The organism is Xanthomonas sp. CFBP 8445 (genome assembly GCF_025666235.1).
Lineage (GTDB): Bacteria > Pseudomonadota > Gammaproteobacteria > Xanthomonadales > Xanthomonadaceae > Xanthomonas_A > Xanthomonas_A indica.
Map to the genome: position 1 here is coordinate 3,632,712 of NZ_CP102594.1, position 23,530 is coordinate 3,656,241.

At 71.2% G+C, this 23,530-nt stretch carries 25 protein-coding genes, 2 tRNA genes and 1 other RNA gene; 9 read left to right on the forward strand and 19 right to left on the reverse strand.

Annotation, left to right across the window (positions count from 1 at the left end):
- Position 1: 1 nt before the first annotated feature.
- From NUG21_RS15475 to NUG21_RS15485, 3 genes are all read right to left on the reverse strand, one after another.
- The gene (locus NUG21_RS15475) at positions 2-1,849 is read right to left on the reverse strand and encodes a glycosyltransferase 87 family protein (RefSeq protein WP_263391337.1); all 1,848 of its coding nucleotides are present in this window, start codon (positions 1,847-1,849) and stop codon (positions 2-4) included.
- Positions 1,846-2,832 carry a glycosyltransferase family 2 protein gene (locus tag NUG21_RS15480; protein WP_263391338.1) on the reverse strand — a complete coding sequence of 329 codons (987 nt, stop codon included), beginning with the start codon at positions 2,830-2,832 and terminating at the stop codon, positions 1,846-1,848. The genes NUG21_RS15475 and NUG21_RS15480 overlap by 4 nt, the downstream gene beginning before the upstream one ends.
- 211 nt (positions 2,833-3,043) lie before the next feature.
- Complete coding sequence (locus NUG21_RS15485) at positions 3,044-4,888, reverse strand: ArnT family glycosyltransferase (RefSeq protein WP_263391339.1); 1,845 nt, start codon at positions 4,886-4,888, stop codon at positions 3,044-3,046.
- 36 nt (positions 4,889-4,924) lie between these two features.
- Here NUG21_RS15485 and NUG21_RS15490 point away from each other — a divergent pair, with 36 nt between their 5' ends.
- From NUG21_RS15490 to NUG21_RS15505, 4 genes are read left to right on the forward strand one after another with little or no spacing between them, the layout of a single operon-like run.
- Entirely contained in the window at positions 4,925-5,878 is a 954-nt protein-coding gene (locus NUG21_RS15490; protein ID WP_242082348.1) for an AAA family ATPase, read from the forward strand.
- Between the two features lie 5 nt (positions 5,879-5,883).
- Complete coding sequence (locus tag NUG21_RS15495) at positions 5,884-6,840, forward strand: DUF58 domain-containing protein (protein WP_263391340.1); 957 nt, start codon at positions 5,884-5,886, stop codon at positions 6,838-6,840.
- Entirely contained in the window at positions 6,833-8,782 is a 1,950-nt protein-coding gene (locus tag NUG21_RS15500) for a transglutaminase TgpA family protein (RefSeq protein WP_263391341.1), read from the forward strand. The genes NUG21_RS15495 and NUG21_RS15500 overlap by 8 nt, the downstream gene beginning before the upstream one ends.
- Positions 8,779-9,297, forward strand: a complete 519-nt coding sequence (locus NUG21_RS15505) for a Slp family lipoprotein (RefSeq protein ID WP_184502493.1) — start codon at positions 8,779-8,781, stop codon at positions 9,295-9,297. The genes NUG21_RS15500 and NUG21_RS15505 overlap by 4 nt, the downstream gene beginning before the upstream one ends.
- 83 nt (positions 9,298-9,380) lie before the next feature.
- Here NUG21_RS15505 and NUG21_RS15510 read toward each other — a convergent pair whose 3' ends face one another.
- The 4 genes from NUG21_RS15510 to dnaX form a co-directional block, all read right to left on the reverse strand.
- Positions 9,381-9,728: a histidine triad nucleotide-binding protein gene (locus NUG21_RS15510; protein WP_010342491.1), complete on the reverse strand. Its 348-nt coding sequence runs from the start codon at positions 9,726-9,728 to the stop codon at positions 9,381-9,383.
- 74 nt (positions 9,729-9,802) lie between these two features.
- On the reverse strand, positions 9,803-10,417 hold the full coding sequence (gene recR, locus NUG21_RS15515; protein WP_242161372.1) for a recombination mediator RecR: 615 nt from the start codon (positions 10,415-10,417) through the stop codon (positions 9,803-9,805).
- A gap of 213 nt (positions 10,418-10,630) precedes the next feature.
- Positions 10,631-10,951, reverse strand: a complete 321-nt coding sequence (locus tag NUG21_RS15520; protein WP_017909282.1) for a YbaB/EbfC family nucleoid-associated protein — start codon at positions 10,949-10,951, stop codon at positions 10,631-10,633.
- 6 nt (positions 10,952-10,957) lie between these two features.
- On the reverse strand, positions 10,958-12,814 hold the full coding sequence (dnaX, locus tag NUG21_RS15525; protein WP_263391342.1) for a DNA polymerase III subunit gamma/tau: 1,857 nt from the start codon (positions 12,812-12,814) through the stop codon (positions 10,958-10,960).
- 236 nt (positions 12,815-13,050) lie between these two features.
- Between dnaX and NUG21_RS15530 the strand changes: the two genes are divergently transcribed.
- Both NUG21_RS15530 and ffs read left to right on the forward strand, forming a co-directional pair.
- A tRNA-Ser gene (locus NUG21_RS15530) sits at positions 13,051-13,143 on the forward strand.
- A gap of 259 nt (positions 13,144-13,402) precedes the next feature.
- Positions 13,403-13,499, forward strand: an RNA gene (ffs, locus tag NUG21_RS15535) — signal recognition particle sRNA small type.
- Positions 13,500-14,003: 504 nt separating this feature from the next.
- On the opposite strand, the gene NUG21_RS15540 is transcribed toward ffs, so the two are convergent.
- From NUG21_RS15540 to NUG21_RS15570, 7 genes are read right to left on the reverse strand one after another with little or no spacing between them, the layout of a single operon-like run.
- Positions 14,004-14,450 (reverse strand): molybdenum cofactor biosynthesis protein MoaE, encoded by a 447-nt coding sequence (locus NUG21_RS15540; RefSeq protein WP_263391343.1) that lies wholly within the window; start codon positions 14,448-14,450, stop codon positions 14,004-14,006.
- A 3-nt stretch (positions 14,451-14,453) separates the two neighbouring features.
- Positions 14,454-14,699, reverse strand: a complete 246-nt coding sequence (locus tag NUG21_RS15545) for a MoaD/ThiS family protein (protein ID WP_263391344.1) — start codon at positions 14,697-14,699, stop codon at positions 14,454-14,456.
- Positions 14,696-15,214, reverse strand: a complete 519-nt coding sequence (gene moaC / locus NUG21_RS15550) for a cyclic pyranopterin monophosphate synthase MoaC (RefSeq protein WP_242082382.1) — start codon at positions 15,212-15,214, stop codon at positions 14,696-14,698. The genes NUG21_RS15545 and moaC overlap by 4 nt, the downstream gene beginning before the upstream one ends.
- Positions 15,215-15,245: 31 nt before the next feature.
- Positions 15,246-15,620 carry a nuclear transport factor 2 family protein gene (locus NUG21_RS15555; RefSeq protein ID WP_263391345.1) on the reverse strand — a complete coding sequence of 125 codons (375 nt, stop codon included), beginning with the start codon at positions 15,618-15,620 and terminating at the stop codon, positions 15,246-15,248.
- A 3-nt stretch (positions 15,621-15,623) separates the two neighbouring features.
- Positions 15,624-16,658 (reverse strand): GTP 3',8-cyclase MoaA, encoded by a 1,035-nt coding sequence (gene moaA / locus NUG21_RS15560; protein WP_263391346.1) that lies wholly within the window; start codon positions 16,656-16,658, stop codon positions 15,624-15,626.
- Entirely contained in the window at positions 16,655-17,413 is a 759-nt protein-coding gene (locus NUG21_RS15565; RefSeq protein WP_263391347.1) for an MBL fold metallo-hydrolase, read from the reverse strand. The genes moaA and NUG21_RS15565 overlap by 4 nt, the downstream gene beginning before the upstream one ends.
- Positions 17,413-18,162: a 3-deoxy-D-manno-octulosonic acid kinase gene (locus NUG21_RS15570; RefSeq protein WP_263391348.1), complete on the reverse strand. Its 750-nt coding sequence runs from the start codon at positions 18,160-18,162 to the stop codon at positions 17,413-17,415. The genes NUG21_RS15565 and NUG21_RS15570 overlap by 1 nt, the downstream gene beginning before the upstream one ends.
- A gap of 20 nt (positions 18,163-18,182) precedes the next feature.
- On the opposite strand from NUG21_RS15570, the gene NUG21_RS15575 reads away from it, so the two are divergent.
- Entirely contained in the window at positions 18,183-19,232 is a 1,050-nt protein-coding gene (locus tag NUG21_RS15575; protein ID WP_263391349.1) for a glycosyltransferase family 9 protein, read from the forward strand.
- Between the two features lie 198 nt (positions 19,233-19,430).
- On the forward strand, positions 19,431-19,685 hold the full coding sequence (locus tag NUG21_RS15580) for a DUF2798 domain-containing protein (protein WP_019798099.1): 255 nt from the start codon (positions 19,431-19,433) through the stop codon (positions 19,683-19,685).
- 46 nt (positions 19,686-19,731) lie between these two features.
- Here NUG21_RS15580 and NUG21_RS15585 read toward each other — a convergent pair whose 3' ends face one another.
- Together NUG21_RS15585 and NUG21_RS15590 are read right to left on the reverse strand one after the other, a co-directional pair.
- Complete coding sequence (locus tag NUG21_RS15585) at positions 19,732-20,136, reverse strand: DUF6165 family protein (RefSeq protein WP_019798098.1); 405 nt, start codon at positions 20,134-20,136, stop codon at positions 19,732-19,734.
- A 284-nt stretch (positions 20,137-20,420) separates the two neighbouring features.
- Positions 20,421-20,511, reverse strand: a tRNA-Ser gene (locus NUG21_RS15590).
- Between the two features lie 208 nt (positions 20,512-20,719).
- On the opposite strand from NUG21_RS15590, the gene NUG21_RS15595 reads away from it, so the two are divergent.
- Positions 20,720-21,424, forward strand: a complete 705-nt coding sequence (locus NUG21_RS15595; RefSeq protein ID WP_048490132.1) for a PP2C family protein-serine/threonine phosphatase — start codon at positions 20,720-20,722, stop codon at positions 21,422-21,424.
- Positions 21,425-21,620: 196 nt separating this feature from the next.
- On the opposite strand, the gene dnaQ is transcribed toward NUG21_RS15595, so the two are convergent.
- From dnaQ to NUG21_RS15610, 3 genes are read right to left on the reverse strand one after another with little or no spacing between them, the layout of a single operon-like run.
- The gene (gene dnaQ / locus NUG21_RS15600; protein WP_184502504.1) at positions 21,621-22,358 is read right to left on the reverse strand and encodes a DNA polymerase III subunit epsilon; all 738 of its coding nucleotides are present in this window, start codon (positions 22,356-22,358) and stop codon (positions 21,621-21,623) included.
- Positions 22,359-22,387: 29 nt separating this feature from the next.
- Entirely contained in the window at positions 22,388-22,846 is a 459-nt protein-coding gene (gene rnhA, locus NUG21_RS15605; RefSeq protein WP_017907823.1) for a ribonuclease HI, read from the reverse strand.
- A gap of 13 nt (positions 22,847-22,859) precedes the next feature.
- Positions 22,860-23,519, reverse strand: coding sequence for a class I SAM-dependent methyltransferase (locus tag NUG21_RS15610; RefSeq protein ID WP_263391350.1), 660 nt, complete (start codon positions 23,517-23,519; stop codon positions 22,860-22,862).
- Positions 23,520-23,530 lie beyond the last annotated feature (11 nt).

Consider the following 23,530-nt stretch of genomic DNA (forward strand, 5'->3'; position numbering starts at 1 on the left):
CTCACTGCAGCCGGCACCACTGGTACGGGAAGCGCGCCTGCCCGACCCAGGATTGGTGGAGCTGACAGGACCCCGGCTGCAGCGCCAGGCCGTAGCGCGCCAGTTGCTGCGCGGCCAGCGCCTGGGTCTGGCGGTCCGCAGCGGCCACATCCACGGCACGCTCCGGCAGCAGCACCCAGCGGCAGCGGCCGGCATCGACGTCCACGCCCGCGCGCACCGGGCGATGCGCCAGCCGCCGCATCAGCGCGCAGTCGGGGCCGCGATCCAGGCCCAGGCGCGCGGCCACCGCATTGAGCCGCTGCAGACGCTCGACATTGCGGTCCACTTCCGCCGGCAGCATCGCGTAGCCCTGCCCGCGCGCCGCCAGCATCTCGCGTACCCGCGCGGCGTAGGCCGGGGTTTCCGGGAAATTGGAGGCGACCGACGCGTAGGCCGCCTGCTCGGGCAGGAACGGGATGCGCCAGGACTCCGGCGCATCGCCGACCAGCAGCACCAGGCTGCGCTCGGGCCGCGGCATCGGCGGCGCCTGCACCCGGAACGCCTCGCGCGCCCAGCGCTCGTGCCCCCACTCGCCCCAGCCGTACAGCGCAAAGGCCGCACAGGCGATCAGGGTCCAGCGCGCCGCCGGAGCGGCGATGCGCGCCGGCAACAGCCGCCGCAGCCCCACCCACAGCACCAGCGGCGCCAGCAGTTCCGGCACCACCAGGTAGCGCTGGATGCTGAAGACCGCCTGCCAGGCGAGGAACGCGACCAGCACGAACACCAACACCGCGCGCCAGGCCGGCGCGACCACCTCGACGGACGCCGAGGTGCGCGGGCGCCGCAGCACCCAGCGCAGCAGCGCGACCAGGCCCAGCAGATACAGCAGCGGCCACACCAGTTGCCGCAGGCGCACCTCGCTGACCCGGTTCGGCGCCAGCGAGAACTGCAGCGGCCAGGTCAGCCATTCCCACAGCGTCTTCGGCAGCCAGCGCGTGTCGCTGACCGCCACCGGTTGCGCCAGCGGCGCCAGGAAATGGCTGTTGAACTGCGGGAACAGCGGGTTGCCGAAGGTCTGCCACACCCGCAGCAGCCACGGCCCGGCCAGCAGCGCGAAGCCGAGCAGGGTCGCTGCGGTCAGCACCGCGGCGCCGCCGATCCGCTGCCGCGGGCGACCGCCGGCGACCAGCGCGGCCACGCCCAGGGCCAGCGCGAACAGGGCATTGGTCAACTTGCAGGCCATCGCCAGTCCGAGCAGCGCACCGGCCAGCGTCCACCAGCCCAGCGCCACGCCCTGCCCCATGGCCTGCTGGCGGCGTTGCGCATGCAATGCGGCGAGCAACGCGCCCAGCACCGGCAGCGCACTGGTGTTGTCGGCCATGGTGCCGGCGAATTCGGACAGGAACGCGGCGCTGCACAGGCCGGCCAGCGCCAACCACGGCACCAGCCGCGCGCGATCCAGCCGCGGGTCCAGCACCTGCCAGACGATGCCGGCCAGCAGCAGGAAGGCCAGCGCGTGCAGCACGCCCATCGCGAACCCGGCCAGCGGCGCCGGCAGGCCGGTGAACAGCGCGTAATGCAGCACGTCCAGCAGCGGATTGAAGTAGCTCTGCATCTGCGCCGGCGCCAGGTCGATGCCGAGGCGGCCGTGCAGTGCGGCGTAGCCGTTGTACAGGTGGTAGTTGCGCAGGTCCCAGTTGGCGTCCTGGCCCAGCCACAGCGACAGCAGTCCGCCCAGCAGCGCGACCGCCACGCCGGCGGCGATCACGTTGCCGCGGCTGTGGAAGGCGAAGCGGCGATCCAGCGCGGCCAGCAGGCGCTGGCGGCGCGTGGCGCGGGGCGTCGCTGCATTAGCAATGGTGGCACTCATGCGGCGTCGCTCCGCTGCGCACCCTGCGCATCCACCGGCCAGGCCGGGATCGCCAGGTAGGCCAGGCGCTTGGCCTCGATGCGACCGCGCGTGACCGTGTCCAGGATCAGCCCGCAGGCCAGCAGCAGCACGCCGAGCAGGACCAGCGCTGAGCACAGGATCGCGGTGGGGAAGCGCGGCACCAGGCCGGTCTGCAGGTAAGTCTGCAACAACGGCACCGCCAGCCCCAGTGCCAGCAGCACGCAGGCGCCGAAACCCAGCGAGAAGAACAGCAAGGGCCGCTCGGTCTTGAACAGGCGCAGGATGGTCAACAGGATGCGGGTGCCGTCGTGCCAGGTGCGCAGCTTGCTCTGCGACCCTTCCGGACGCGCCCCATAGGCGGTGCCCACCTCCGCCACCGGCATGCGCAGTTGCAGCGCGTGCACCGCCAGTTCGGTCTCGGTCTCGAAGCCGGCGGCATGCGCGGGAAACGACTTCACGTAGCGCCGCGAGAACACCCGGTAGCCGGACAGCATGTCGTCGAAGCTGCGCCCGAACAGGAAGCCCACGCAGCGGGTCAGCAGCACGTTGCCGGTGCGATGACCGGCGCGGTAGGCGGCCGCCGCGTCGCTGCGCCGCGCCCCCACCACCATGTCCAGCCCGTCGCGCAACAGGCGCTCGACCAGCGCCGGCGCCATCGCCGCATCGTAGGTCGCATCGCCGTCGACCAGTACGTAGACGTCGGCCTCGATGTCGGCGAACAGGCGCCGCACCACGTTGCCCTTGCCCTGCAGCGCGACCTCGCGCACCACCGCGCCGGCCGCACGCGCCCGGGCGATGGTGGCGTCGCTGGAGTTGTTGTCGAACACGTAGATGCGCGCGCCCGGCAGATGCGCGGCGAAATCGGCCACGACCTGGCCGATGGTGGCCGCTTCGTTGTGGCACGGCACCAGCACCGCGATCCGCGGCGCGGCCGCGGGGCGTTCGGAAGGGGAACTGGACATGGGCGGCGTGCGGTCCTGCGCGACGGCGTGGAAAGGCGCGCCATTCTAGGGCGGATCATCGCTCCCCGAGCACGCCGCGCCGCGGTTGCGCGCGCCTGTGGCGACAAGCATGAGGAAGTGGACGTCGGTCCAGGTCAGGTCGATGGCGCGCGGCTACGCGCGCGCAACTAGACCGAACGCGGATCCTCGGGGAGCGACGAGACGCCCCATCTCAGCGCGGGCGCAGCACGATCGGTTGTTCCCACCAATCCTCGACGCTGCCGTCGCGGCCGTGCAGGCGCAGGCCCAGCCAGTGCGTGCCCGGCGCCAGGCCGCCGGCATCGACGGTGGCACGGAAGCCGATGTTCGGATGGCCCGGATCGGTGGAGATCTTCCAGAACTTGGTGACGTCGTAGAAGTCGCCGTAATGCGCCTGCGCCGCGACCTTGCCGTCGAGCAGCACCTCGACTCGGTCGATCCCCACCCCGTCCTTGAACGCCCAGCCGGAGACGTCGAAGCGGCGGCCGACGCTGGCATCCACGCCCGGCGTGTTGAACCAGGCCATCGCCGGCGTGGTGCACGGGCCGGTCGCCCGCTGCGCCGGCAGCGCGAACAGCAGGAAGCGCTGGCTGCCGTGGTCGCTGGACACCACCCGCGGCGGCGGCAGCGGGCCGACCAGGTCGCAAACCGCGTGGTAGCGCTGCAGCAGCAGCCGGTACTTCATGTCGCTGGGCGAGAGCACCAGCAGCCGCGGACCGTCGCGGCGGCCGTCGCCGAGCAGTCCCCACTGCTGCAACTGCGCGCTGCGCCCGTGCTTGTCGTTCAACGGATGCGGCAGCACTTGGATGTCCGGGTCGCGCAGTTCGAAGCCGAGTTCGGCGCCGACCTTGAAGTTGTCCGCCAGCACCTGGGTACCGCGCGGCATGGTCGCCAGTTCGCGACGCACCGCGGTGGCCAACGGCCGCCAGCCGGCGAAGTTGCGCGGGTAGTACTTGTCGCCGGCGGTGTGCTCGCGCACCGCCGGCACCGACACCGCCAGGTAGTAGCCGAACGCGCCGACCAGGCCGAGCCCGGCCAGCAGCCAGGTGGCGCGGCGCAGCGGCTTGCTCCAGCCGTTGAGGATCACCGGCGTGGCGATCAGCAGCGCCAGATAGCCCGGCAGCGGCCAGTGGAAACTGACCCGCTCGGCGTCGGTGAAGAACCCGAGCAGGAAGATGCCCAGCGTGGACACGCCACCGAGCAGGCCGAAGTAGCGCCACTGCACGCGCGAGCCGCTGCTGCCGCCGCGCGTGGCCATCAGCGCCACCTTGGTCATCGCCACCGCCAGCAGCGGCGTGACCAGCAGCAACTGGATCAGCAGGAAGGCGATGCCGGCGGGCTGGAAACTCCAGGGGTGGCGGTCGACCAACTGGAACTTGAGACCGGCCTCGCCGTTGTCCGCGTTCCAGGCCAGCAGCGGCAGCCAGGCGACCATGCCCAGCGCCAGCGCCACCCACACCTGCGGATCGCGCAGCATGCGCCGGCCCTGCGGGATCAGCAGCAGGGCGATCGCGCCGACGCCGATCACGCCGACGAAGCGGTAATGGCTCAGTGCGCCGATGACCAGACCCAGCGCCAGTTCCACCGCGCTCAGCGCCTCGGTCTGGCGCAGCAGCCGCGCCGTGGCGTCGATGCACAGGATCGTCGCCAGTGCCATCGGCACGTCAGGCAGCGCCAGGATGCCCAGGGTGCCGGACAGCGGCATCAGCAACACCAGGCTGCCGGCGCGCCAGCCCGCCACCGCGCCGAACCAGCGCGTGGCGATGCGTGCGATCAGCCAGGGCAGGGCCGCGCCCAGCAGCAGGAACGGCGCGCGCAGCGCCAGTAGATGGTCGCCGCCGAGCGCCACGCCCAGCCGCGCCAGCCACGCGGTCAGCCCGGGCAGATCCGAGTAGGCCAGCGCCAGGTGCTGGCCTTCCTGCCAATAGAATGCCTCGTCGACGAACAACGGCAGGCGCGCGGCGACCAGCAGTTTGGCGGCGGTGACGAGCGTCCACAGCACGATGAAGACACTGCGTGCACGTTGTTCCCCTTGCATTGCCCGTACACTCCCTGAAACCGTTGCGAGACTGCGATGCCTACTCCGCTCCGCTTGCCGGAAATGCTAACCGATACCTTGCGCGAGGCGCTCACGCGCGCCCAGCAGCAGGTCAACGCGCTGGTCCTGGGCAAGCCGCAACAGGTGCGCATGGCCTTTGTCGCCCTGCTGTCCGGCGGACATCTGCTGATCGAGGACCTGCCCGGCCTGGGCAAGACCACGCTGGCGCATGCGCTGGCGGCGAGTCTAGGACTGGGTTTCCAACGCGTGCAGTTCACCTCCGACCTGCTGCCGGCCGACGTGCTCGGCGTATCGGTGTACGACGCGCAGTCGCGCCAGTTCCAGTTCCATCCGGGCCCGGTGTTCACCCACGTACTGCTCGCCGACGAGATCAATCGCGCGCCGCCGCGCACCCAGAGCGCGCTGCTGGAAGCGATGGCCGAGCAGCAGGTCACCCTCGACGGCACCACCCATCCGCTGCCGTCGCCGTTCTTCGTCATCGCCACGCAGAACCCGGTGGACCTGTCGGGCACCTTCCCCCTGCCCGACTCGCAACTGGACCGCTTCCTGCTGCGCCTGGCACTGGGCTATCCCAACGCCGAGGCCGAACGCGCGCTGCTCAGCGGCAGCGACCGCCGCGACCTGATCGCGCAGGCGCAGCCGCTGCTCGGCGAGGCCGACATGGCCACCCTGCGGCAAAGTGTGGAACAGATCCACGCCAGCGAGGCGCTGGTCGGCTACGTGCAGGCGCTGCTGGCGCGCAGCCGGCAGCATCCCGGCGTGCGCGTGGGGCTGTCGCCGCGCGCCGGCATCGCCCTGCTGCGCGCGGCCAAGGCGCATGCGCTGCTGCTCGGGCGCGGGCACGTGCTGCCGGAGGACGTGCAGGCGCTGTTCGTGGCCGTCGCCGAGCACCGCCTGGTGGCCGAGCAGGAATCGGCCTCCGGCCAGGCACTGGCCAAGGCGATCCTGCACAGCGTCGCGGTGGACTGACGCCGATGCCGGGCGGGCGGCGCGACTGGCGGCAGCGACTGGCGCAGTTGGCCGCGCCGCGCGCGCCGGAAGCCCTGCCGGTGCAGTTGGACCGGCGCCGCATCTACATCCTGCCGACGCCGTTCGGCGGCTTCCTGGCACTGCTGCTGGCGGCGATGCTGCTCGGCGCGCTGAACTACAACAATAACCCGGCGCTGCTGCTGGCGATGCTGCTCGGCGCGGCCGCGATGGCCAGCGCCATCGTCGCCCACCTGCAGTTGTCCGGACTGCGGCTGGAGGCGCTGTCGGCCGAACCGGTCGCCGCCGGGCAACCGCTGCGCCTGCGGTTGGCGCTGGCCACCGCCGACGGCCGCCGCCGACGCGGCCTGCGCGTGCGCCACGGCGATGCGCACACCTACCTGGACCTGCAACGCGACGACCGCAACGAAGCCGACCTGGAGCTGCCTACCGAGCGCCGCGGCTGGCTCGACCTGCAGCGCGTGCAGGTCTCCACCACCCAGCCGCTGGGCCTGCTGCGCGCCTGGGCCTGGTTCTGGCCGGACACTGCGCTGCTGGTCTATCCGCAACCGGAAGCCGATGGCCCGCCGCTGCCGGCCGGCGCCGGCACGCCGACCCAAACCCGCCTGCACGCGCTCGGCGAGGAACTGCACCAGTTGCGTCCCTATCGCGCCGGCGACGCGCCGCGGGCGATCGCCTGGAAGCACTCGGCACGCCGCGACACCCTACTGGTGCGCGAGTACGAACGCCCGATCGGGGTGGACGTGGTGCTGGACTGGCGCACGCTGCCGGCCTTGCCGCACGAACGCCGCATCTCACGGCTGGCGCGCTGGGTCGAGGAAGCCGAACGCGACGGCCGCCGCTACCGTTTGCTGTTGCCGGGGCAGCCGGCGCTGGGCCCGGGCCGCGGCCCGCAGCACCGGCACCTGTGCCTGCGCGCGCTGGCGCTGCTGCCGCATGGCTGAGCCGCGCTCGCCCGCGCTGCATGCCGCCAACCGCGCCTGGGCGCTGGGCGCGGCGCTGCTGGCCTTGCTGCCGCTGCTGCTGCAGTTGCCCGCGACGCTGGCCTGGCTGATCGCGTTGTCGGCGCTGCTGATCGGCGCCAGTTCGGCGTGGCGGCCGATGCCGGCGCTGCTGCGCCTGGCCCTGGTCGCGCTGATGCTCGCGGCGCTGTACTGGCAGGTCGGCCTGCGCTTCGGCCGCGACACCGGCTGCGCGCTGCTGGCGGCGATGCTGGCGATCAAACCCTCGGAACTGAAGAGCCTGCGCGATGCGCGCAGCCTGCTCGGCTTCGCCCTGTTCGCGCCGTTCGCCGCCTTCCTGCTCGACCAGGGGCCGGTGACGATGGCACTGGGGCTGGCGGCGGTGATCGCGGCGCTGCTGTGCATGCAGCGCCTGGCCGACCAGGAAGGCCACAGCGCGCGGCGACCGCTGCGCGGGCAACTGCGCGGCGTGGGTCGCCTGCTGGCGCTGGGCCTGCCGCTGGCGCTGGCCGCGTTCTGGCTGTTCCCGCGGCTGGGCTCGCCGCTGTGGGGCGTGCCCGAACGCGCCATGGGCCGCCCCGGCCTGTCCGACACGATGAGTCCGGGGCAATGGCTGGACCTGATGGCCGACGACACCCCGGCGCTGCGCGTGCAGTTCTTCGGCCCGGTGCCGGCCCCGGCGCAGCGCTACTGGCGCGGCCCGGTGCTGTGGGATTTCGACGGCCGCACCTGGCGTGCGCGCCGCGACAACGTCTTCGCGCCGGCACCCCCGATCCAACTCGCACCAGGCGGCTGGGACTACCAGCTCGAAGTGGAACCGACCGACCGCCGGCAACTGGTCGCCCTGGACCTGCCGCTGCAGGCGCCGGCCGGCACCCGGCTCAGCGCCGACGCGGTGCTGCAGACCGAGCGCCCGCTCAGCGCACTGACCCGCTGGCGGCTGCGCTCGGCGCCGCCGCAGCGGGTCGAGGCCGATCTGGACGCGGCGCAGCGCCAGCGCGCGCTTGCGCTGCCGCCCGGCTACAACCCGCGCACGCTGGCGCTGGCCCGGCAATGGCGGCAGCAGGCCGGCGCCGACGACGCGGCGATCGTCGCCCGCGCCCTGCAATGGATCCGCCGCGACTTCGCCTACACCCTGCAGACGCCGCTGCCCGGCCGCAACGGCGTGGACGAGTTCCTGTTCCAGCAGAAGGCCGGGTTCTGCGAACACTTCAGCTCGGCGTTCGTGGTGCTGATGCGCGGCGCCGGCATTCCCGCGCGGGTGGTCACCGGCTATGCCGGCGGCACCCGCAACCCGTTCGGCGGCTACTGGGTGGTGCGGCGCATGGATGCGCACGCCTGGGCCGAGGTGTGGCTGCCGCAACGCGGCTGGGTGCGGGTGGACCCGACCGCGGCGGTGGCGCCGGAACGCATCTACGACACCCTGGAGGACCGCCTCGGCAACGGCGCCGGCGCGCAGGGCGGTGACGCCGACTGGCGCTGGCGCGACCTCGCCGACTGGGCGCGGCGCGGCTGGAACGACCTGGTGCTGTCCTTCGACGCCAACCGCCAGCAGCGCCTGCTCAGCCAGTTCGGCATCGCCCGGCTGGATCCTGGCCAATTGGTGGCGCTGTTCGCCGGATTCGCTGTGCTGCTGCTCGGCGCGATGGCATGGTGGCTGGCCCGCGGCGAGCGCGAGCGCGATCCCTTGCTGCGTGCCTGGCGCGGCCTGGGCCGGCGCTACGCCAAGCGCGGCCAGGGCCGCGAACCGCACGAACCGGCACTGGCATGGGCGGCGCGCGTGCAGCGGGAAACCGGCGATGCGAGCCTGATTCCGCTCAGCCGGCGTTTCGCCGATGCGCGCTACGCTGGCGCTGATTCGGACAGCGCTTCATTGTTGCGCGACCTGCGCAGGCACCGTCCGCCCACTGGAGCATCCCGATGAAGATTCGCCTGCTGTTCCCCGTGATCGCTGCGTTGGCGCTCGGCGCCTGCGCCACCGCCCCCAAGCCGCTGCAGGGCCAGTTCGCGCCCGTCAGCCCGCGCGATTCGGTCGCCGGCCAGCAGGCCGGCGCGCCGGTGCGCTGGGGCGGCAAGATCATCAAGACCACGCCCGGCCAGGGCCAGACCTGCTTCCAGATGCTGTCGCGTCCGCTCAATGCCAGCGGGCGCCCGGACAGCGATGCGGCCGACGCCAGCGATGGCCGCTTCATCGCCTGCCGCGCCGGCTTCTACGACCCGGCGGTGTTCGAACCCGGCCGCGAGGTGACCTTCATCGGCCACGTGTCCGGCTACGACAACACCCGCATCGGCGAGTACGACTACCGCCTGCCGAAGATGGACGCGGACGTGGTCTACCTGTGGCCGGTGGTGCGCCAGGTCGAAGTGGTGCCCGCCTACCCGTACGGCCCCTGGGGCCCGGGCTGGGGCCCGTGGGGTCCGCGCTGGGGCTGGTGGTAAGCCTGCCGCGTGCGCCGCAACGAAAAACGCCGCTGATCCAGCGGCGTTTTTTTATGCCTGCCTGTTGGCGCCGGCCACGCGACTCAGGGCGTGCCGAAGCGTCCCAGCGGCGCGCCGGCGAGCAGATGCAGGTGCAGATGGAACACCGTCTGCCCGGCGTGCTCGCGGCAGTTGATCACCACTCGGTAGCCGTCCTGGGCCAGGCCCTGCTCGCGCGCATAGCTGGCCGCGGCCAGCACCAGCCGGCCGACCAGGGTCGCCTGCTCCGGCGCCAGGTCGTCCAGGGTCGGAATCTCCACCTGCTTGGGAATGAAGAGCACATGCACCGGCGCCTGCGGCGCGATGTCCTTGAAGCCGAGCACGGCGTCGTCCTCGTAGACGATGCTGGCCGGAATTTCGCGACGGATGATCTTGCCGAAGATGGTGTCCATGGAGCGCGCCCGGAACGAAAGAAGGGGCCGCCGTTATAGCCCAATTCGGCCTCGCGCCGCAGCCGCGTGCGGCGTCACTCGCCGGCGCCGGCGCGCGGCACTTCGCTGCGGCTGCCGAAGGCATGCGACAGCGTGCCGCGATCCACGTACTCCAGTTCACCGCCCAGCGGCAGGCCCTGCGCCAGCCGGCTCGGCCGCACGCCGTGCTGGCGCGCCAGTTGCGCCAGGTAATGCGCGGTGGCCTCGCCTTCGACCGTGGAATTGGTGGCGATGATCAACTCGGCCACCTCGCCCTGCGCCAGCCGCGCGCCGAGCCGGTCCAGGCCCAGTTCGCGCGGGCCGATGCCGTCCAGCGGCGACAGCCGGCCCTGCAGGATGAAGTACAGGCCGCGGTAACCGGTGGCGTGCTCGATCGCCAACCGGTCGGCCGGCGATTCCACCGCGCACAGCTGCTGGCGGTCGCGGGCGGGACTGGCGCAGATCGCGCAGATGTCGGTTTCGCTGAAATCGCGGCACTGCGCGCAATGGCCGATGCGCTCGATCGCCTCGTGCAACCGCTCGGCCAGCCGCTGCCCACCCTCGCGCTCGCGCTCGAGCACGTGGTAGGCCATGCGCTGCGCGGTCTTCTGGCCGACGCCAGGCAACACGCGGAACGCATCGATCAGTTGTTCGAGCAGCGGCGAGCTCATTGTGGTTGGGGATTCGGGAGTGGGGATTGGGGATTCGTAAGGGAAACATCGCTGTCACGCGATGTTTTCGTAGGAGCGGCTTCAGCCGCGACGGTTTGATCTGACCGGTCGCGGCTGAAGCCGCTCCTACAAGAGGAATTCACCGAAGCAGGAAGGGAAGCGCACTCGCGAAAAACCGCGAATCCCCAATCCCGAATCCCCAATCCCGGCAACTCAGAACGGCAGCTTCATGCCCGGCGGGATCGGCATGCCGGCCGTGGCCGCGCCCATGCGCGCCTTGGATTCGGCGTCGATCTTGTTGGAGGCGTCGTTGAAGGCGGCGGCGATCAGATCCTCGGCCATTTCCTGGTCGGCCAGGATGCTCGGATCGATCCGCACCTTGCGGCACTCCTTGGCGCCGGTCAGGGTCACGTTGACCATGCCGCCGCCGGCGCTGCCGGTGACTTCCAGCTTGGCCAGTTCTTCCTGGGCGCGCTGCAGGTTTTCCTGCATCTTCTGCGCCTGTTGCATCAGTTGGGCGATATTGCCGCGCATCGTGGTTCACTCATCGTAGGGACGGATGGAATCGGGAACGACCCGCGCGCCTTGCTGCTGGATCAGCGCCTGCACCGCCGGGTCGTTCATGAACGCGGTCTCGGCCGCGTTCTGGCGCTCGCCGCGTTGCCGGTGCGAGCGCTCATGCAGGGTTTCGGCATCGACCGCGATGCCGCTTTCGATGACGATCTTCGGGCGCTGGCCCAGCGCATCAGCCAGGGCCGCGGCCAGTTCGCCAAGCGAGCGCTCGGACTGCAGGTATTCGAAGCCCGGCGACAGCGACAGCCGCAGCACGCCTTCGGCATGGCTGACGAAGGCGGCATTGGCGGCGAGCTGCCGCGACGGGCCGCTCAGCCCGCAGTCGGCGACCAGTTCGAGCCAGTCCTCGGCGCTGTGCAGCGCGCGCGGCGTGTCGGACACGGGCGCATGGGTGCGCGGCGTCGGCGCCAGCGGCGGCACCATCGCCATCTCCGGCTCGGCTGCCGCGGCCGGGACGACCGCCGGGGCCGGGGCCGCGACCGGCGCAGGGCGCGGCGCCGCCGACGGTGCCGGCGGATCCCAGGGCGGATCCACCGGGGCCGGGGCCGCACTGGGCGCAGCCGCCACGGGCGCGGCAGGAACCGGCGCCGGCGCGGCGGCGACGGGCGCAGCCGGCGCGGCGGTGGTCACCGCGACAGGGGCCGCCATCGCCGCGGCGGGCGCGCTGGCAGCGGCCGCGGACGCATGGCCGTGTCCTTGCGTGGCCGTACCGGTCGCGGTGCCGGCCGGCAGCGCCGCGGCCCCCATCGGGCGGAACGCCAGCATGCGCAACACCGCCATCTCGAACCCGGCGCGCGGACTCGGCGCCAGGTACAGGTCGCGACGCCCGTTCAGCGCCATCTGGTACCACAGCTGCACGATCTCCGGACGCAGGCGCTCGGCCAGCGGTGCCGGGTCCAGGCCATCCAGCGCCGGCGTGGCCGCGCCCGGCACCAGTTGCCGCACCTGGATGCGGTGCAGGGCCTCGGCCAGCGCCTCCAGCACCCCGCCCCAGTCGGGCGAGAACTCGGCCAGGCCGGCCACCACCTGCAGCAGCCGCTGCCCGTCGGCATCGGCCAGCGCGTCCAGCATCGCCCCGACCTGGGTGCGATCGACCGTGCCCAGCATCGCCCGCACCACCGCGTCGCGCAGCGCACCGCCGGCATAGGCGATGGCCTGGTCGAGCAGCGACAGGCCGTCGCGCAGGCTGCCGTCGGCGGCCTTGGCCAGCTGCACGATCGCCGAGGCATCCACCTCGATCTGCTCGGCGGCCAGGATCTTGGTCATCTGCCCCTGGATCTGCTCCTCGTCCAGGCGCTTGAGGTTGAACTGCAGGCAGCGCGACAGCACCGTCACCGGCAGCTTCTGCGGGTCGGTGGTGGCGAGCAGGAACTTCACGTGCTCCGGCGGCTCTTCCAGCGTCTTCAGCAGCGCGTTGAACGCCGCCTTGGAGAGCATGTGCACTTCGTCGATCAGGTAGACCTTGAACTTGCCGCGCGAGGGCATGTACTGCGCGTTCTCGATCACCTCGCGCACATCGTCCACGCCGGTGTTGGACGCGGCGTCGATCTCCAGCAGGTCGATGTAGCGGCCGGCATCGATGTCCAGGCAGGCCGCGCACTGACCGCACGGGTCGGCGCTGGTGCCCTGCTCGCAGTTCAGCGACTTGGCGAAGATGCGCGCGATGGTGGTCTTGCCGACACCGCGGGTACCGGTGAACAGGAACGCGTGGTGCACCCGGCCGCTGTCCAGCGCGTTGGTGAGCGCGCGGACCACATGCTCCTGCCCCACCAACTCGGCGAAACGCTTGGGGCGCCACTTGCGGGCGAGAACGAGATAGGACATCAGGCGACCGTCTTCATCTGAACCGCCATTGTGCCACGCCGGGCCAGCGCGATCGTTCAGCCGCCCGGTCAGCCGGCGTCACGCGCGCGCCGGCCGTCGTTGCAGGGCTGCCTGCCACGATGAACAGGGTGAAGATGAGCGCAGTTCACGCCCCGGCGTCGTTCGCCTTGTGAACGGCGGCCATGACGGCTAGAATTCCCGCCCTTGCCCGGACCGCATTGGCCTGCGCAAGACCCGGAGAGGTGTCCGAGTGGTTGAAGGAGCACGCCTGGAAAGTGTGTAAGCGTCTAAACCGCGCTTCGGGGGTTCGAATCCCCCTCTCTCCGCCAGATTGAAAGTGTTGAGATGGCCCAGTCGCGTGAGTTTCGCCGGCGCCTGGGAGGGGGTGAGAACCCCCGGGTTCGACAGGTGGCGTAGCCACCTGCACGGCGAAGCCGCCCGAAGGGCGAGGCATCGAAGATGCCGAGTGAATCCCCCTCTCTCCGCCAGATTCGAATGCGTGTCCTCTCGCAGAATGCCCCACCCCGGTGGCGGTATCCGAAAGAGGAAGAACCGCGCCACTGGCGCGGTTTCGTCTCTATGGTGGCCCCGTCGGCCCCTCGCGACGCTAGGTCGAAAACCCCGCCAGGGCCGGAAGGCAGCAACGGTATCGATCGACGCGGGCGCCGAGGTCAGCCGGCGGGGTTACCACCCCCTTCTGCAACGCTGCCTGCCGCATGGAGACACATCGCCTGCGCGATGCGCCCTGCCGAGCATGAGCGTCCTTGCGGCACACACCACGCCCGGCTAGCGTCGTGCCCCTGGCTAGTCGTTGGCACCGGCCTTGGCGACGGCACAGGCATCCCTACAACCGGCAGAACCACTTCGGCGCGTATCGATCGACGCGGGCGCCGAGGTCAGCCGGCGGGGTTACCACCCTCCTTCTGCAACGCTGCCTGCCGCATGGACACATGCTCGCCTGTGCGATGTGCCCTGCCGAGCATGAGCGTCCTTGCTGCACACACCGCGCCCGGCTAGCGTCGTGCCCCTGGCTAGTCGTTGGCACCGGCCGTAGCGACGGTGCAGGCATCCCTGCACCGGCGGCGCTACTTCGGCGCGTATCGATCGACGCGGGCGCCGAGGGCAGCCAGTGGGTTACCCACGCTCCTCGCATAAGCCGACAGCAATCAACACCTGATCGCGCGCGCCGCTAATCCGGTTGCGCCGCCTGCGTCTCCGGATGCAGCCATCCCGCGTCGCCGTCGCGATAGCGTTCGCGCTTCCAGATCGGCACGCGCGCCTTGACCTCGTCGATGACGTAGCGGCAGGCATCGAACGCGGCGCCACGGTGCGCAGCGACCACGCCGACCCAGACCGCCAGGTCGCCGATCGCCAGTTCGCCGACGCGGTGCACGCAGCGCAGCTCGAGGATGGCGAAGCGGGCCAGCGCCTCGTCGACGATGCGCTGGCCTTCAGCCTCGGCCAGCGCGGCGTAGGCCTCGTAGTGCAGGCCGTCGACCGCACGGCCGTCGTTGTGGTCGCGCACCCAGCCTTCGAAGCTGGCATAGGCGCCGGCCTGGGCGTGCGCCAGCGGGGCGCGCAGCGTGGCGATGTCGAGCGGATGGTCGGCCAGGCGGAAACGCGGTTCGGTGGACATGGCTCAGCCTCCCGAGACCGGCGGGATGAACACCACTTCGCTGCCGTCGCGCACCGCCTCGTCCCAGCCGGTGAAGGCGCCGTCGACCGCCACCCGCAACCGCTCCGCCGGCCAGCGCAGGCCATGGCGGGCATCGCGTTCGGCGTACAGCGCGCGCAGATCGGGCGCATCGGTGCGCACCTGCTCGCGCTCCAGCCCCGCGGCCTCGCGCAGGCTGGCGAAGTACAGCACGGTCACCGAGGCGCTCATGCCACGCTCCCGACATCGCGCTTGCCGCCGCGCTTGCCGACCAGTCGCACCGGGCCGATGGTCATCGCATGGGTCAAGGCCTTGCACATGTCGTAGACGGTCAGCGCGGCGACGCTGGCGCCGGTCAGCGCCTCCATCTCCACCCCGGTGCGGTGCACGGTGCGCACCGTGCATTCGATGCCCAGCACCTGCGGCGAGCGCCAGTCGATGGCGAAGCGGCAGCCGTCGATCGGCAGCGGATGGCAGAACGGGATCAGTTCGTGGGTGCGCTTGACCGCCATGGTGCCGGCGATCACCGCGGTATCGACGATGCCGCCCTTCGCGCTGCGCAGCGCGTCGGCGCGCAACTGCGCAGCCACGGCCGCGGGAAAGCGCACCTGCGCCTGCGCCACCGCCACGCGCGCGGTGGCGGTCTTGGCGGAGACGTCGACCATGGTCGGCAGTCCCTGCGGGTCCAGGTGGGTCAGCGCCGGCGCGGCGGCGCGCGCGGACGTGGCGGAGGTTTTCTTGGTCATGGACTGCGCTGCCGCTCCCACGGCGCGATCTTCAGGCACTGCCGGGAATCGGCGTGCCCTGGTGGAACAGCATGCGCCATCGGTCGTCACGGCGCTGCCACAGCGAACTGCGCAGCGCCTGCCTCGGCGGCTCGCCGCCGCCGCTGCGCTCGCTGCGATAGCGCACTTGCGCAAGGTCCGGCGCCAGCGACTGCACCTGGATGTCGACGGCGCGGTAGCGGAAGTCGCCCGACTCCACCGCCAACGCCTGCAGCACCGCCGGCCTGTCGAAGCAGCGCCCGGAGGCGCCGAACTCGACGAAGGCGTCGTCGAGCAGTTCGGCCACGCGCTCGGCCGAGGCGCGCACCGCCGGCTCCAGCAATTCCAACTCCAGCGCGACGAGCGCACGTTGCACTGCGGCGTCCATGACTCAACCGCCGATCAGGAACATTTCGACGTGCTTGCCGCGCGTGGCCGACGCCGCGCCCCGCAGTTCGCTGTAGCGATCGTCGCGACGCTCCCACAGCGCACGCACGCGCTCGGCCAGCATCTCTTCGCCACCGGCCAGCGCCGGCCGCAGGTCGGTGCCCTCGCCCGCGAACAGGCAGGTGTATAGATGGCCATCGGCCGAGACGCGGGCGCGGTGGCAATCGCCGCAGAACGGCGTGCTGACCGAGGTCACGAAGCCGATCTCGCCGCCGCCATCGGCAAACGCGTAGCGCGCGGCGACCTCGCCGGGGTAATGCGGCGCCAGCGCCTGCAGCGGCCAGCGCGCGGCGATGTGGTCGCGCAGTTCGGCGGCCGGCACCACCCGCTCGCGGCGCCAGGCATTGCAGGTGCCCACGTCCATGTATTCGATGAAGCGCAGCACATGGCCGCTGCCGCGGAAATGCGCCAGCAACGGCAACACCTGGTCGTCGTTGATGCCGCGCTGGACCACGCAGTTGAGCTTGACCGGCCCCAGCCCGGCCGCCACCGCCGCGTCGATGCCCTCCAGCACCTGCGCGATCTCGCCACGGCCGCCGGACAGCTGCCGGAACACCGCCGGCTCGATCGCATCCAGGCTGACCGTGACCCGGCGCAGGCCGGCCTCGCGCAAGGCCTGCGCGTGCCGCGCCAGCAGCGCGCCGTTGGTGGTCATGGCCAGATCGTCCACGCCGGGAATGCACGCCAGCCGCCGCACCAGCTCGGGCAGATCGCGGCGCAGCAGCGGCTCGCCGCCGGTCAGGCGCAGCTTGTTGACGCCGTTGCGCACGAAGGCGCGGGCCAGGGTCTCCAGTTGCGCGAACGACAGCCGCGATGCCGCGTCGAAGCCGTAGTCGTCCGGCACCTTGTCGGCGGGCATGCAGTAGCCGCAGCGGAAGTTGCAGGCCTCGATCACCGACAGGCGCAGGTCGCGCAACGGCCGCCCGCGCCGGTCCGCCGGCGTCGCCGACGCGAGCGGCAGACGCGGCAGCGCGTTCATCCCGCCGGCACCTGCGGCGCGCGCGGCGCAGCCAGCGCCACGCATTGGCCCGGGCGCGCCACGCGGTGGCCGCGCGCGCGCAGGGCCTCGGCATCTTCGTCGCTGGCGTAGTGGTAGAGCATGGTCCGTTGCAGCAGCTCGGCGGGGTATTCCCGCTCCAGGTCGTCGACCCCAGTATGCGACGGGTTGCCGTGAAGACCGCAGTCGTGCGCCACCAGTTCGCCGTCGTCGGCATAGCGGTTCAGCATTTCCGGGATCGGCCGGGTATCCCCGCTCCACACCAGCGCGCCCTGCAGACGCAGGCCGTAGGCGGTCTCCGGCCAGTGGTGGCGCACCGGGAACACCTCCAGGCGCACGCCCTCGTGCCAGAACGCATCGCCCACCGCGATCAGCTGGAACGCGTCCCAGAAGTTGGCGCCACCCTCGGCCAGCACGTTCGGATAGTCGGCCACCCGCCGGTGCAGCAGCGGCACCACCGTGGCCGGCACGTACAGCCGCACCTTGCCGCGACGCGCAGAGAAATAGCTGTCCACGAACAGCCGTTCGAAGCCGGCCACATGGTCCATATGCACGTGGGTGACGAACAGCGCCTGCGGCATCGCCCCGTAGTGCGCCTGGTAGGCGGTCAACCCCTCGCCGCCGCAGTCGATGGTCAGCCACGGCCGGCCATCGCACTCGATGGTGGCCATCGGCGAACCCAACGTCACCGCCGAGGCATTGCCCACGCCCTGGAAGCGCAGCGCCCAGTCCGTCATCAGCAGCCGCGCTCCCAGGCCAGGTCGTAGGCACGGCGCAGGCGCGCGTAATCCTTCTCCACCGCATCGACGCTGCGCTCGCCGCGCAGCTTCAGCAGCGAACGACGCAGCCGCTTGAGGTTGCGCTCGCGCCAGCGGGTGGCGGGAATGCGCAGCACGCCGCGATCGAAATCGATCAGCCAGCCGCGGCCGTTGCCGTCGAACAGGATGTTCTGCGCATTGAGGTCGGCATGGTCGAGACCGGCGCGATGGAAGCGCGCGATCAGCCGTCCCGCCTCCTCCCACGGCGCGCCGCGGCCGGCCAGATGCGCGCGCTCGGCCAGCGAGCGCACGCCTTCCAGCCGCTCCATCAGGATCGCCGCGCGATAGCGCAATCCCTGGCGCAGGTAGCAAGCCGCCAGCGGGCGCGGCACCGGCAGCTTGCGCGCGATCAACGCACGCATCAGCCGGAACTCGGCGAAGCTGCGGGTGCGGTCGGCGCCGGTCCACAGGTAGCGATCGCGGATTAGCTTGGCGACCAGCCCGCCGCGGCGGTACTGGCGCAGCACGCAACTGCCGAACGGGGCATCGACGAACCAGGCGCCGCCGCGGCCGCCGGCATCCACCGGGCGGGCGCGTTCGCCCCAGGCGACGGCAGAGAACAGCGACGGCTCGGCTTGCCGCAGTCGTTCGCGGTCGAACAGAATGGCCCCGTAACCGCGGCCCTCGCGGTACGGCGTCAGCGCTTCGGTGGCGTCGAATGCAACCATCCAGCGAGTCTAACAACACCATGCCGGCAACGCTCCCTTCGTTGTGCCTGTTGCGCCTGTCGGCGCTGGGGGACGTGACCCACGTGGTGCCGCTGGTGCGGACCCTGCAGCGCGCCTGGCCGCAGGCGCCGGCACTGCACTGGATCATCGACAAGGCCGGGCACAAGCTGCTGGACGGCCTGCCGGGCGTCGCGTTCCACACCTACGACAAGCGCAGCGGCCTGGCCGGCATGCGCGCCGTGCGCCGTGCGCTGCCGGCACAAGGCTTCGACGCGCTGCTGCAGATGCAGGTGGCGCTGCGCGCCAACGTGCTGTCGGCGTTCGTGCCGGCGCGCCGCCGCATCGGCTACGACCGCAGCCGCTCCAAGGACCTGCACGGCCTGTTCGTCAACGAGCGCATCCCCGACCGCCCCGGCATCCACGTGCTGGATGCGATCGGCAGCTTCTGCGAGCCGCTGGGCCTGCGCCAGACCGAGGTGCGCTGGGACCTGCCGGTGCCCGACGACGCGCATGCCTGGGCGCGCGCGCAATGGCCCGACGATGGCCGGCCGGCGCTGCTGATCTCGCCCTGCTCCAGCCACCAGCGCCGCAACTGGTATGCCGAGCGCTACGCCGCGGTGGCCGACCATGCCGCCGCGCAGGGCTGGCGGGTGGTGCTGTGCGGCGGCCGCAGCGATCTGGAGCGCAGTACCGCCGATGCCATCGTCGCCGCGGCGCGCACGCCGGTGCTCGACCTGGTCGGCCGCGACACGCTCAAGCAACTGCCGGCGCTGCTGCAGCGCGCGGCGTTGGTCATGACACCCGACTCCGGCCCCATGCACATCGCCAACGCGATGGGCACCAAGGTGCTGGGCCTGCACGCGGCCAGCAACCCGCGTCGCAGCGGCCCGTATTCCGATATCCGCTACTGCGTGGACAAGTACGACGCTGCCGCGCGCAAGTACCTGGGAAAGCCGGCCGCGCAGCTGAAGTGGGGCAGCAAGATCGAATTCGACGGGGTGATGGATCTCATCGCGGTGGACGATGCGATCACCGCGTTCGAGCGCTACCGCGCCGACCACGGCCACTGAAGCCATTGCGGCGGCGCTGGCGTCGCTCTACCATCGCCGCGCGTCCTGCCGCCGCCCCGGCCTGCAGGAGCCGCCGTAAGCGTTTACGTCAATCAACGCGCCAACTGCGCCGGATCCGTCCGGGGCTGTTTCCCGTCCAGGCCTGGCAGGCCAATGGCGGGTGGCGCCTTCGATCGACCGGCTTACGGAGAGTCCGCAATGTCACGTTCCCCGCTGTTTTCCCGCAAGCTGCCCCCGCGCCATGCCGCCTGGGTGACCCCGCTGCTGCTGTCGGTGCTGATGACCTGCATCGTCTCGATGATCAGCACCCTGCGCAGCGTCGGCTTGGCGCCCGGCGTCGGCACGCTCTGGCTCGGCGCCTGGGCGCTGTCCTGGCTGGTCGCCTTCCCGACCCTGCTGCTGGTCCTGCCGCTGGTGCGGCGCCTGACCGGCCTGCTGGTCGCGCGCGACTGAAGGCAGCCCGGTGGCCGGGAGACGCAACGCCTCCCGGCCACCACTCTCAGGCCGAGGCGTTGCGGTAGTCCTGGTAGGACTTCTCTTCCACGTAGCTGGAGCCCAGGGCCAGGTTGATGTCCTTCTTGAGCCGCGCGCGCTCGTCGTTTTCGTAGTACACGCTGCGCGCGAGCTTGATGAACTCCTCGTCGAAGGCCTGCGCCTTCTCCTTGATCCGGATCTCGTCCTCGATCACCCACAGGCGCTCGTTGACCGCCTTCAGCTCCGCGCGCAGGCGCGCCACGTCGCCGCCGGCCGCCGGATGCGCCATCCAGGTCTTTTCCAGCGCCGACAGTTCGGCGTGCACATTGGCCAGCTTGGCCGGATCCTCGATGCGCTCGGACTTGATTTGCAGGATGGCGATCTTGTCGAGCAGTTCGCCGAAGGACACGGGCACCAGGATTTCGGACATGGCAGACACCACAAACAGGAGAAGGGAGAGTGTAACGGCCGCGTCTTAAAGCGGCGTCGGCACGCTGTCGCGCGCATCAAAAAAGCAAAAGGCCCCTGACGGGGCCTCATGCAAAACTGGCGGCAAGAGGGGGATGCACTCGGTGCATGCTGCACCTCGCCCTGCGGGCGGCTGCGCCGTGCGCATCGGCTGTCGCCGATGGGTCGAACCCGCGTGGCTTCTCACCCCCCACTCCTGCGCTGATCACGCTCTGCGACCGCTGAAGGGCCTGTGCGCGATAGAACTGGCGGGAAGGGGGGGATTCGAACCCCCGAGGCGCTATAAACGCCTGCCTGATTTCGAGTCAGGTACATTCAACCACTCTGCCACCTTCCCGGGTGGTCCCCGGCGGACCGGGGGCGTGCATCATACGGTTCCCGCCGCGCGCGGACAAGCGGCCCGGCACCGGCGCCTCCACAGGCGCCTGGCGGCGCGGGGCGATGAACCCCGCCTGCTTGGCGCTGCGCGCGGCGATTGCCTGATCCGCGCGCGACCGCGATGATGCCCCTGACCCCAGAAAACACCGGCCGGCCGCAGGCGCGCAATGATCGAATTCGGACACCTCACCCACGTCGGCCTGCGCCGCGACCTCAACGAGGACACCTACTACGGCGACCACGAACTGGGGCTGTGGCTGGTGGCCGATGGCATGGGCGGCCATGCCTGCGGCGAGGTCGCCAGCGCCCTGGCGCGCGAGGCCATCGTCCGCGAAGTGCGCGGCGGCACCGCGCTGGCGCAGGCCATCCGCATCGCCGACGAGGAAATCATCCGCGCCTCGCAGCGCCGCAACGACACCCTGCCGATGGGCACCACGGTGGTGGCCGCGCGGGTACAGGGCAACCGCTTCGAGGTGGCCTGGGTCGGCGACAGCCGCGCCTACCTGTGGCGCGACGGCAAGCTGGCCCAGCTCAGCCAGGACCACAGCTACGTGCAGGAACTGATCGCCCAGGGCGCCCTCACCGCCGAGCAGGCCCGCGCGCATCCGCACCGCAACGTGGTCACCCAGGCATTGGGCGTCACCGACCCGCAGCACCTGAACGTGGCCACGATGACCGGCGAACTGCGCCCGGGCATGCGCCTGCTGCTGTGCAGCGACGGGCTGACCGAGGAAGTGGACGATGCCGGCCTGGCCAGCGCGTTGGGCCACGACGACTGCAGCGCGCAGGAGTGCGTGGACATGCTGGTCGCCGCTGCGCTCGACGAAGGCGGCTCGGACAACATCACCGCGATCCTGGTGCGCTGCCACTGAATTCGGTGCGGCGCGGCCGCCGCTCCGTCCGCGCAACCCACGTCAGGGCACCGCTGGATACTTGCAGTCTTAACGCTCAAGTCGGCCAGGCTGGCCTGCAGGAGCGGCTGCAGCCGCGACGGGGCTTTACCGGGAACGCTCCATCGCGGCTGAAGCCGCTCCTACAACATCCGTCCCGTCGTCATTCGAGGCGCCCTCAGCCGGCCACCGCTTCCGCCACGACCGGTTCGGCGTCGTCCCACAGCGCGCGGCCGGCCTTCTTGCGCAGCTTCTCCAGCCGCGCCTGGTGCGCCTCCAGCTCCGAGGCGGTCGGCAACACCCGCGGCCGCGGCAGCAGCATCGTCATGTCGAACGCCGGCCCCTGCGCGGCCGCATGCGCGGCGCCGTCCTCGGCCAGGGCGAAACCGATCTCTTCCTGACCCGAGGTCAGCGCGATGTACACGTCGCTGAGGATCTGCGCATCGAGCAGCGCGCCGTGCAGCTGCCGGTGCGAGTTGTCCACGCCCAGCCGCTTGCACAGCGCGTCCAGCGAATTGCGCTGGCCGGGGAAGCGCTCCCGCGCCAGCAGCAGGGTGTCGATCACCGTGGCGCGGTCGAGGATGCGGCCGTAGGACTCGCCCAGCCGCGACAGCTCGTAGTCCAGGAACCCCAGGTCGAACGACGCGTTGTGGATGATCAGCTCGGCGCCATCGATGAACTCCAGGAATTCATCGACCACCTCGTGGAATTCCGGCTTGTCGGCGAGGAAGTCCAGGGTCAGGCCGGTGACTTCCTGCGCGCCGGGTTCGAAATCGCAGTCCGGGCGCAGGTAGCGGTGGAAGTTGCGCCCGCTGGGACGGCGTTCGAGCAGTTCCACCGCGCCGATTTCGACGACGCGGTTGCCCTTCTTCCATTCCAGGCCGGTGGTTTCGGTATCGAGGATGATCTGACGCATGGGACTCGCAGCTGAGAAGGAAGACAGGATCAGGTCGCGACCGCGGCGCCGCCGGCGCGCACGTGCAGGGCCTGGTTGCGCGCCAGCTGGTCGACCCGCTCGTTGTCCGGGTCGCCGTTGTGGCCCTTGACCCAGCGCCAGTCGATCGTATGCCGCTGCGCGGCGGCGTGCAGCCGTTCCCATAGGTCGCGGTTCTTGACCGGATCGCCGCCGGCGGTCTTCCACTGCCGCCGCACCCAGCCCGGCATCCATTCGGTGATGCCCTGGCGCACGTACTGCGAGTCGGTGTGCAGCACGATCTGGCACGGCTCGTTGAGCGTCTCCAGGGCCATGATCGCGGCCATCAGCTCCATGCGGTTGTTGGTGGTGTGCGCCTCGGCGCCGGCCACTTCGCGCTCCAGTCCCTTGTAGCGCAGCAACGCGGCCCAGCCGCCGGGGCCGGGATTGCCGAGGCAGGCGCCATCGGTATGGATGTCGACAGTCTTCATGAAACTCCGCAAATCAAATGGAAGCGACCGAGCCGCGCCAGCGGACCGGCGCGCGCAACGGGATGGGGCCGATGCCGGCGGCGGTGCGTTTCTCGGCCTGCAGCAGGCAGACCGCGCGCAGCGGTGCGGCGGAGGTGGCCGGGCCAACGCCGCCGCGGGTCGGCCATACCGGCCCGAGATAGCGCAGTTGCTCCACGCACGGCAGGCCGGTCTGCTCGAGCAGGCCGCGCCAGCTGCCCGGCGGGCGCGCCACCAGGCCCTGCCGGCGCCAGCGCAGCCGGTACGGGCTCATCGCGTTGAGCGCGAACAGCCACAGGCGGCCGCCCGGCATCAGGATGCGCTCGCATTCCTCCAGCAGCGCCGCCCCGTCGGCGGCGAGCACGTGCTGCAGGACGATCGCGTTGACGCTCTCCGAGGGCAGCGGCAGCGGCAAGGTGCATACCAGGTCGCCGGCATAGCCGCGGGCGCTGCGGTGCAGGCGCACGCCCCGCCCCGGCAACTCGCGCCCCGGGGGTGGCAGCGGCACCGGCGCCAGCCACAGCCAGGGCTGCGCGGGGCGCTTGAGCAGGGCGTCGAGGATCAGCGGCTGTTCGGCCTGGAGCAGCGCCTGCGCCCCGGCCGTATCAAACCAGGATGAGACGTTGGCTTGACGGGGGAGCGACACGGCAGGCATGGTGCCAATTC

Excerpts from the sequence above, each read along its gene's own strand:
- NUG21_RS15475 (WP_263391337.1), bottom strand. The coding sequence starts at position 1,849 with ATGAGTGCCACCATTGCTAATGCAGCGACGCCCCGCGCCACGCGCCGC.
- NUG21_RS15480 (WP_263391338.1), bottom strand. The coding sequence starts at position 2,832 with ATGTCCAGTTCCCCTTCCGAACGCCCCGCGGCCGCGCCGCGGATCGCG.
- NUG21_RS15485 (WP_263391339.1), bottom strand. The coding sequence starts at position 4,888 with ATGCAAGGGGAACAACGTGCACGCAGTGTCTTCATCGTGCTGTGGACG.
- NUG21_RS15490 (WP_242082348.1), top strand. The coding sequence starts at position 4,925 with ATGCCTACTCCGCTCCGCTTGCCGGAAATGCTAACCGATACCTTGCGC.
- NUG21_RS15495 (WP_263391340.1), top strand. The coding sequence starts at position 5,884 with ATGCCGGGCGGGCGGCGCGACTGGCGGCAGCGACTGGCGCAGTTGGCC.
- NUG21_RS15500 (WP_263391341.1), top strand. The coding sequence starts at position 6,833 with ATGGCTGAGCCGCGCTCGCCCGCGCTGCATGCCGCCAACCGCGCCTGG.
- NUG21_RS15505 (WP_184502493.1), top strand. The coding sequence starts at position 8,779 with ATGAAGATTCGCCTGCTGTTCCCCGTGATCGCTGCGTTGGCGCTCGGC.
- NUG21_RS15510 (WP_010342491.1), bottom strand. The coding sequence starts at position 9,728 with ATGGACACCATCTTCGGCAAGATCATCCGTCGCGAAATTCCGGCCAGC.
- recR (WP_242161372.1), bottom strand. The coding sequence starts at position 10,417 with ATGAGCTCGCCGCTGCTCGAACAACTGATCGATGCGTTCCGCGTGTTG.
- NUG21_RS15520 (WP_017909282.1), bottom strand. The coding sequence starts at position 10,951 with ATGCGCGGCAATATCGCCCAACTGATGCAACAGGCGCAGAAGATGCAG.
- dnaX (WP_263391342.1), bottom strand. The coding sequence starts at position 12,814 with ATGTCCTATCTCGTTCTCGCCCGCAAGTGGCGCCCCAAGCGTTTCGCC.
- NUG21_RS15540 (WP_263391343.1), bottom strand. The coding sequence starts at position 14,450 with ATGTCCACCGAACCGCGTTTCCGCCTGGCCGACCATCCGCTCGACATC.
- NUG21_RS15545 (WP_263391344.1), bottom strand. The coding sequence starts at position 14,699 with ATGAGCGCCTCGGTGACCGTGCTGTACTTCGCCAGCCTGCGCGAGGCC.
- moaC (WP_242082382.1), bottom strand. The coding sequence starts at position 15,214 with ATGACCAAGAAAACCTCCGCCACGTCCGCGCGCGCCGCCGCGCCGGCG.
- NUG21_RS15555 (WP_263391345.1), bottom strand. The coding sequence starts at position 15,620 with ATGGACGCCGCAGTGCAACGTGCGCTCGTCGCGCTGGAGTTGGAATTG.
- moaA (WP_263391346.1), bottom strand. The coding sequence starts at position 16,658 with ATGAACGCGCTGCCGCGTCTGCCGCTCGCGTCGGCGACGCCGGCGGAC.
- NUG21_RS15565 (WP_263391347.1), bottom strand. The coding sequence starts at position 17,413 with ATGACGGACTGGGCGCTGCGCTTCCAGGGCGTGGGCAATGCCTCGGCG.
- NUG21_RS15570 (WP_263391348.1), bottom strand. The coding sequence starts at position 18,162 with ATGGTTGCATTCGACGCCACCGAAGCGCTGACGCCGTACCGCGAGGGC.
- NUG21_RS15575 (WP_263391349.1), top strand. The coding sequence starts at position 18,183 with ATGCCGGCAACGCTCCCTTCGTTGTGCCTGTTGCGCCTGTCGGCGCTG.
- NUG21_RS15580 (WP_019798099.1), top strand. The coding sequence starts at position 19,431 with ATGTCACGTTCCCCGCTGTTTTCCCGCAAGCTGCCCCCGCGCCATGCC.
- NUG21_RS15585 (WP_019798098.1), bottom strand. The coding sequence starts at position 20,136 with ATGTCCGAAATCCTGGTGCCCGTGTCCTTCGGCGAACTGCTCGACAAG.
- NUG21_RS15595 (WP_048490132.1), top strand. The coding sequence starts at position 20,720 with ATGATCGAATTCGGACACCTCACCCACGTCGGCCTGCGCCGCGACCTC.
- dnaQ (WP_184502504.1), bottom strand. The coding sequence starts at position 22,358 with ATGCGTCAGATCATCCTCGATACCGAAACCACCGGCCTGGAATGGAAG.
- rnhA (WP_017907823.1), bottom strand. The coding sequence starts at position 22,846 with ATGAAGACTGTCGACATCCATACCGATGGCGCCTGCCTCGGCAATCCC.
- NUG21_RS15610 (WP_263391350.1), bottom strand. The coding sequence starts at position 23,519 with ATGCCTGCCGTGTCGCTCCCCCGTCAAGCCAACGTCTCATCCTGGTTT.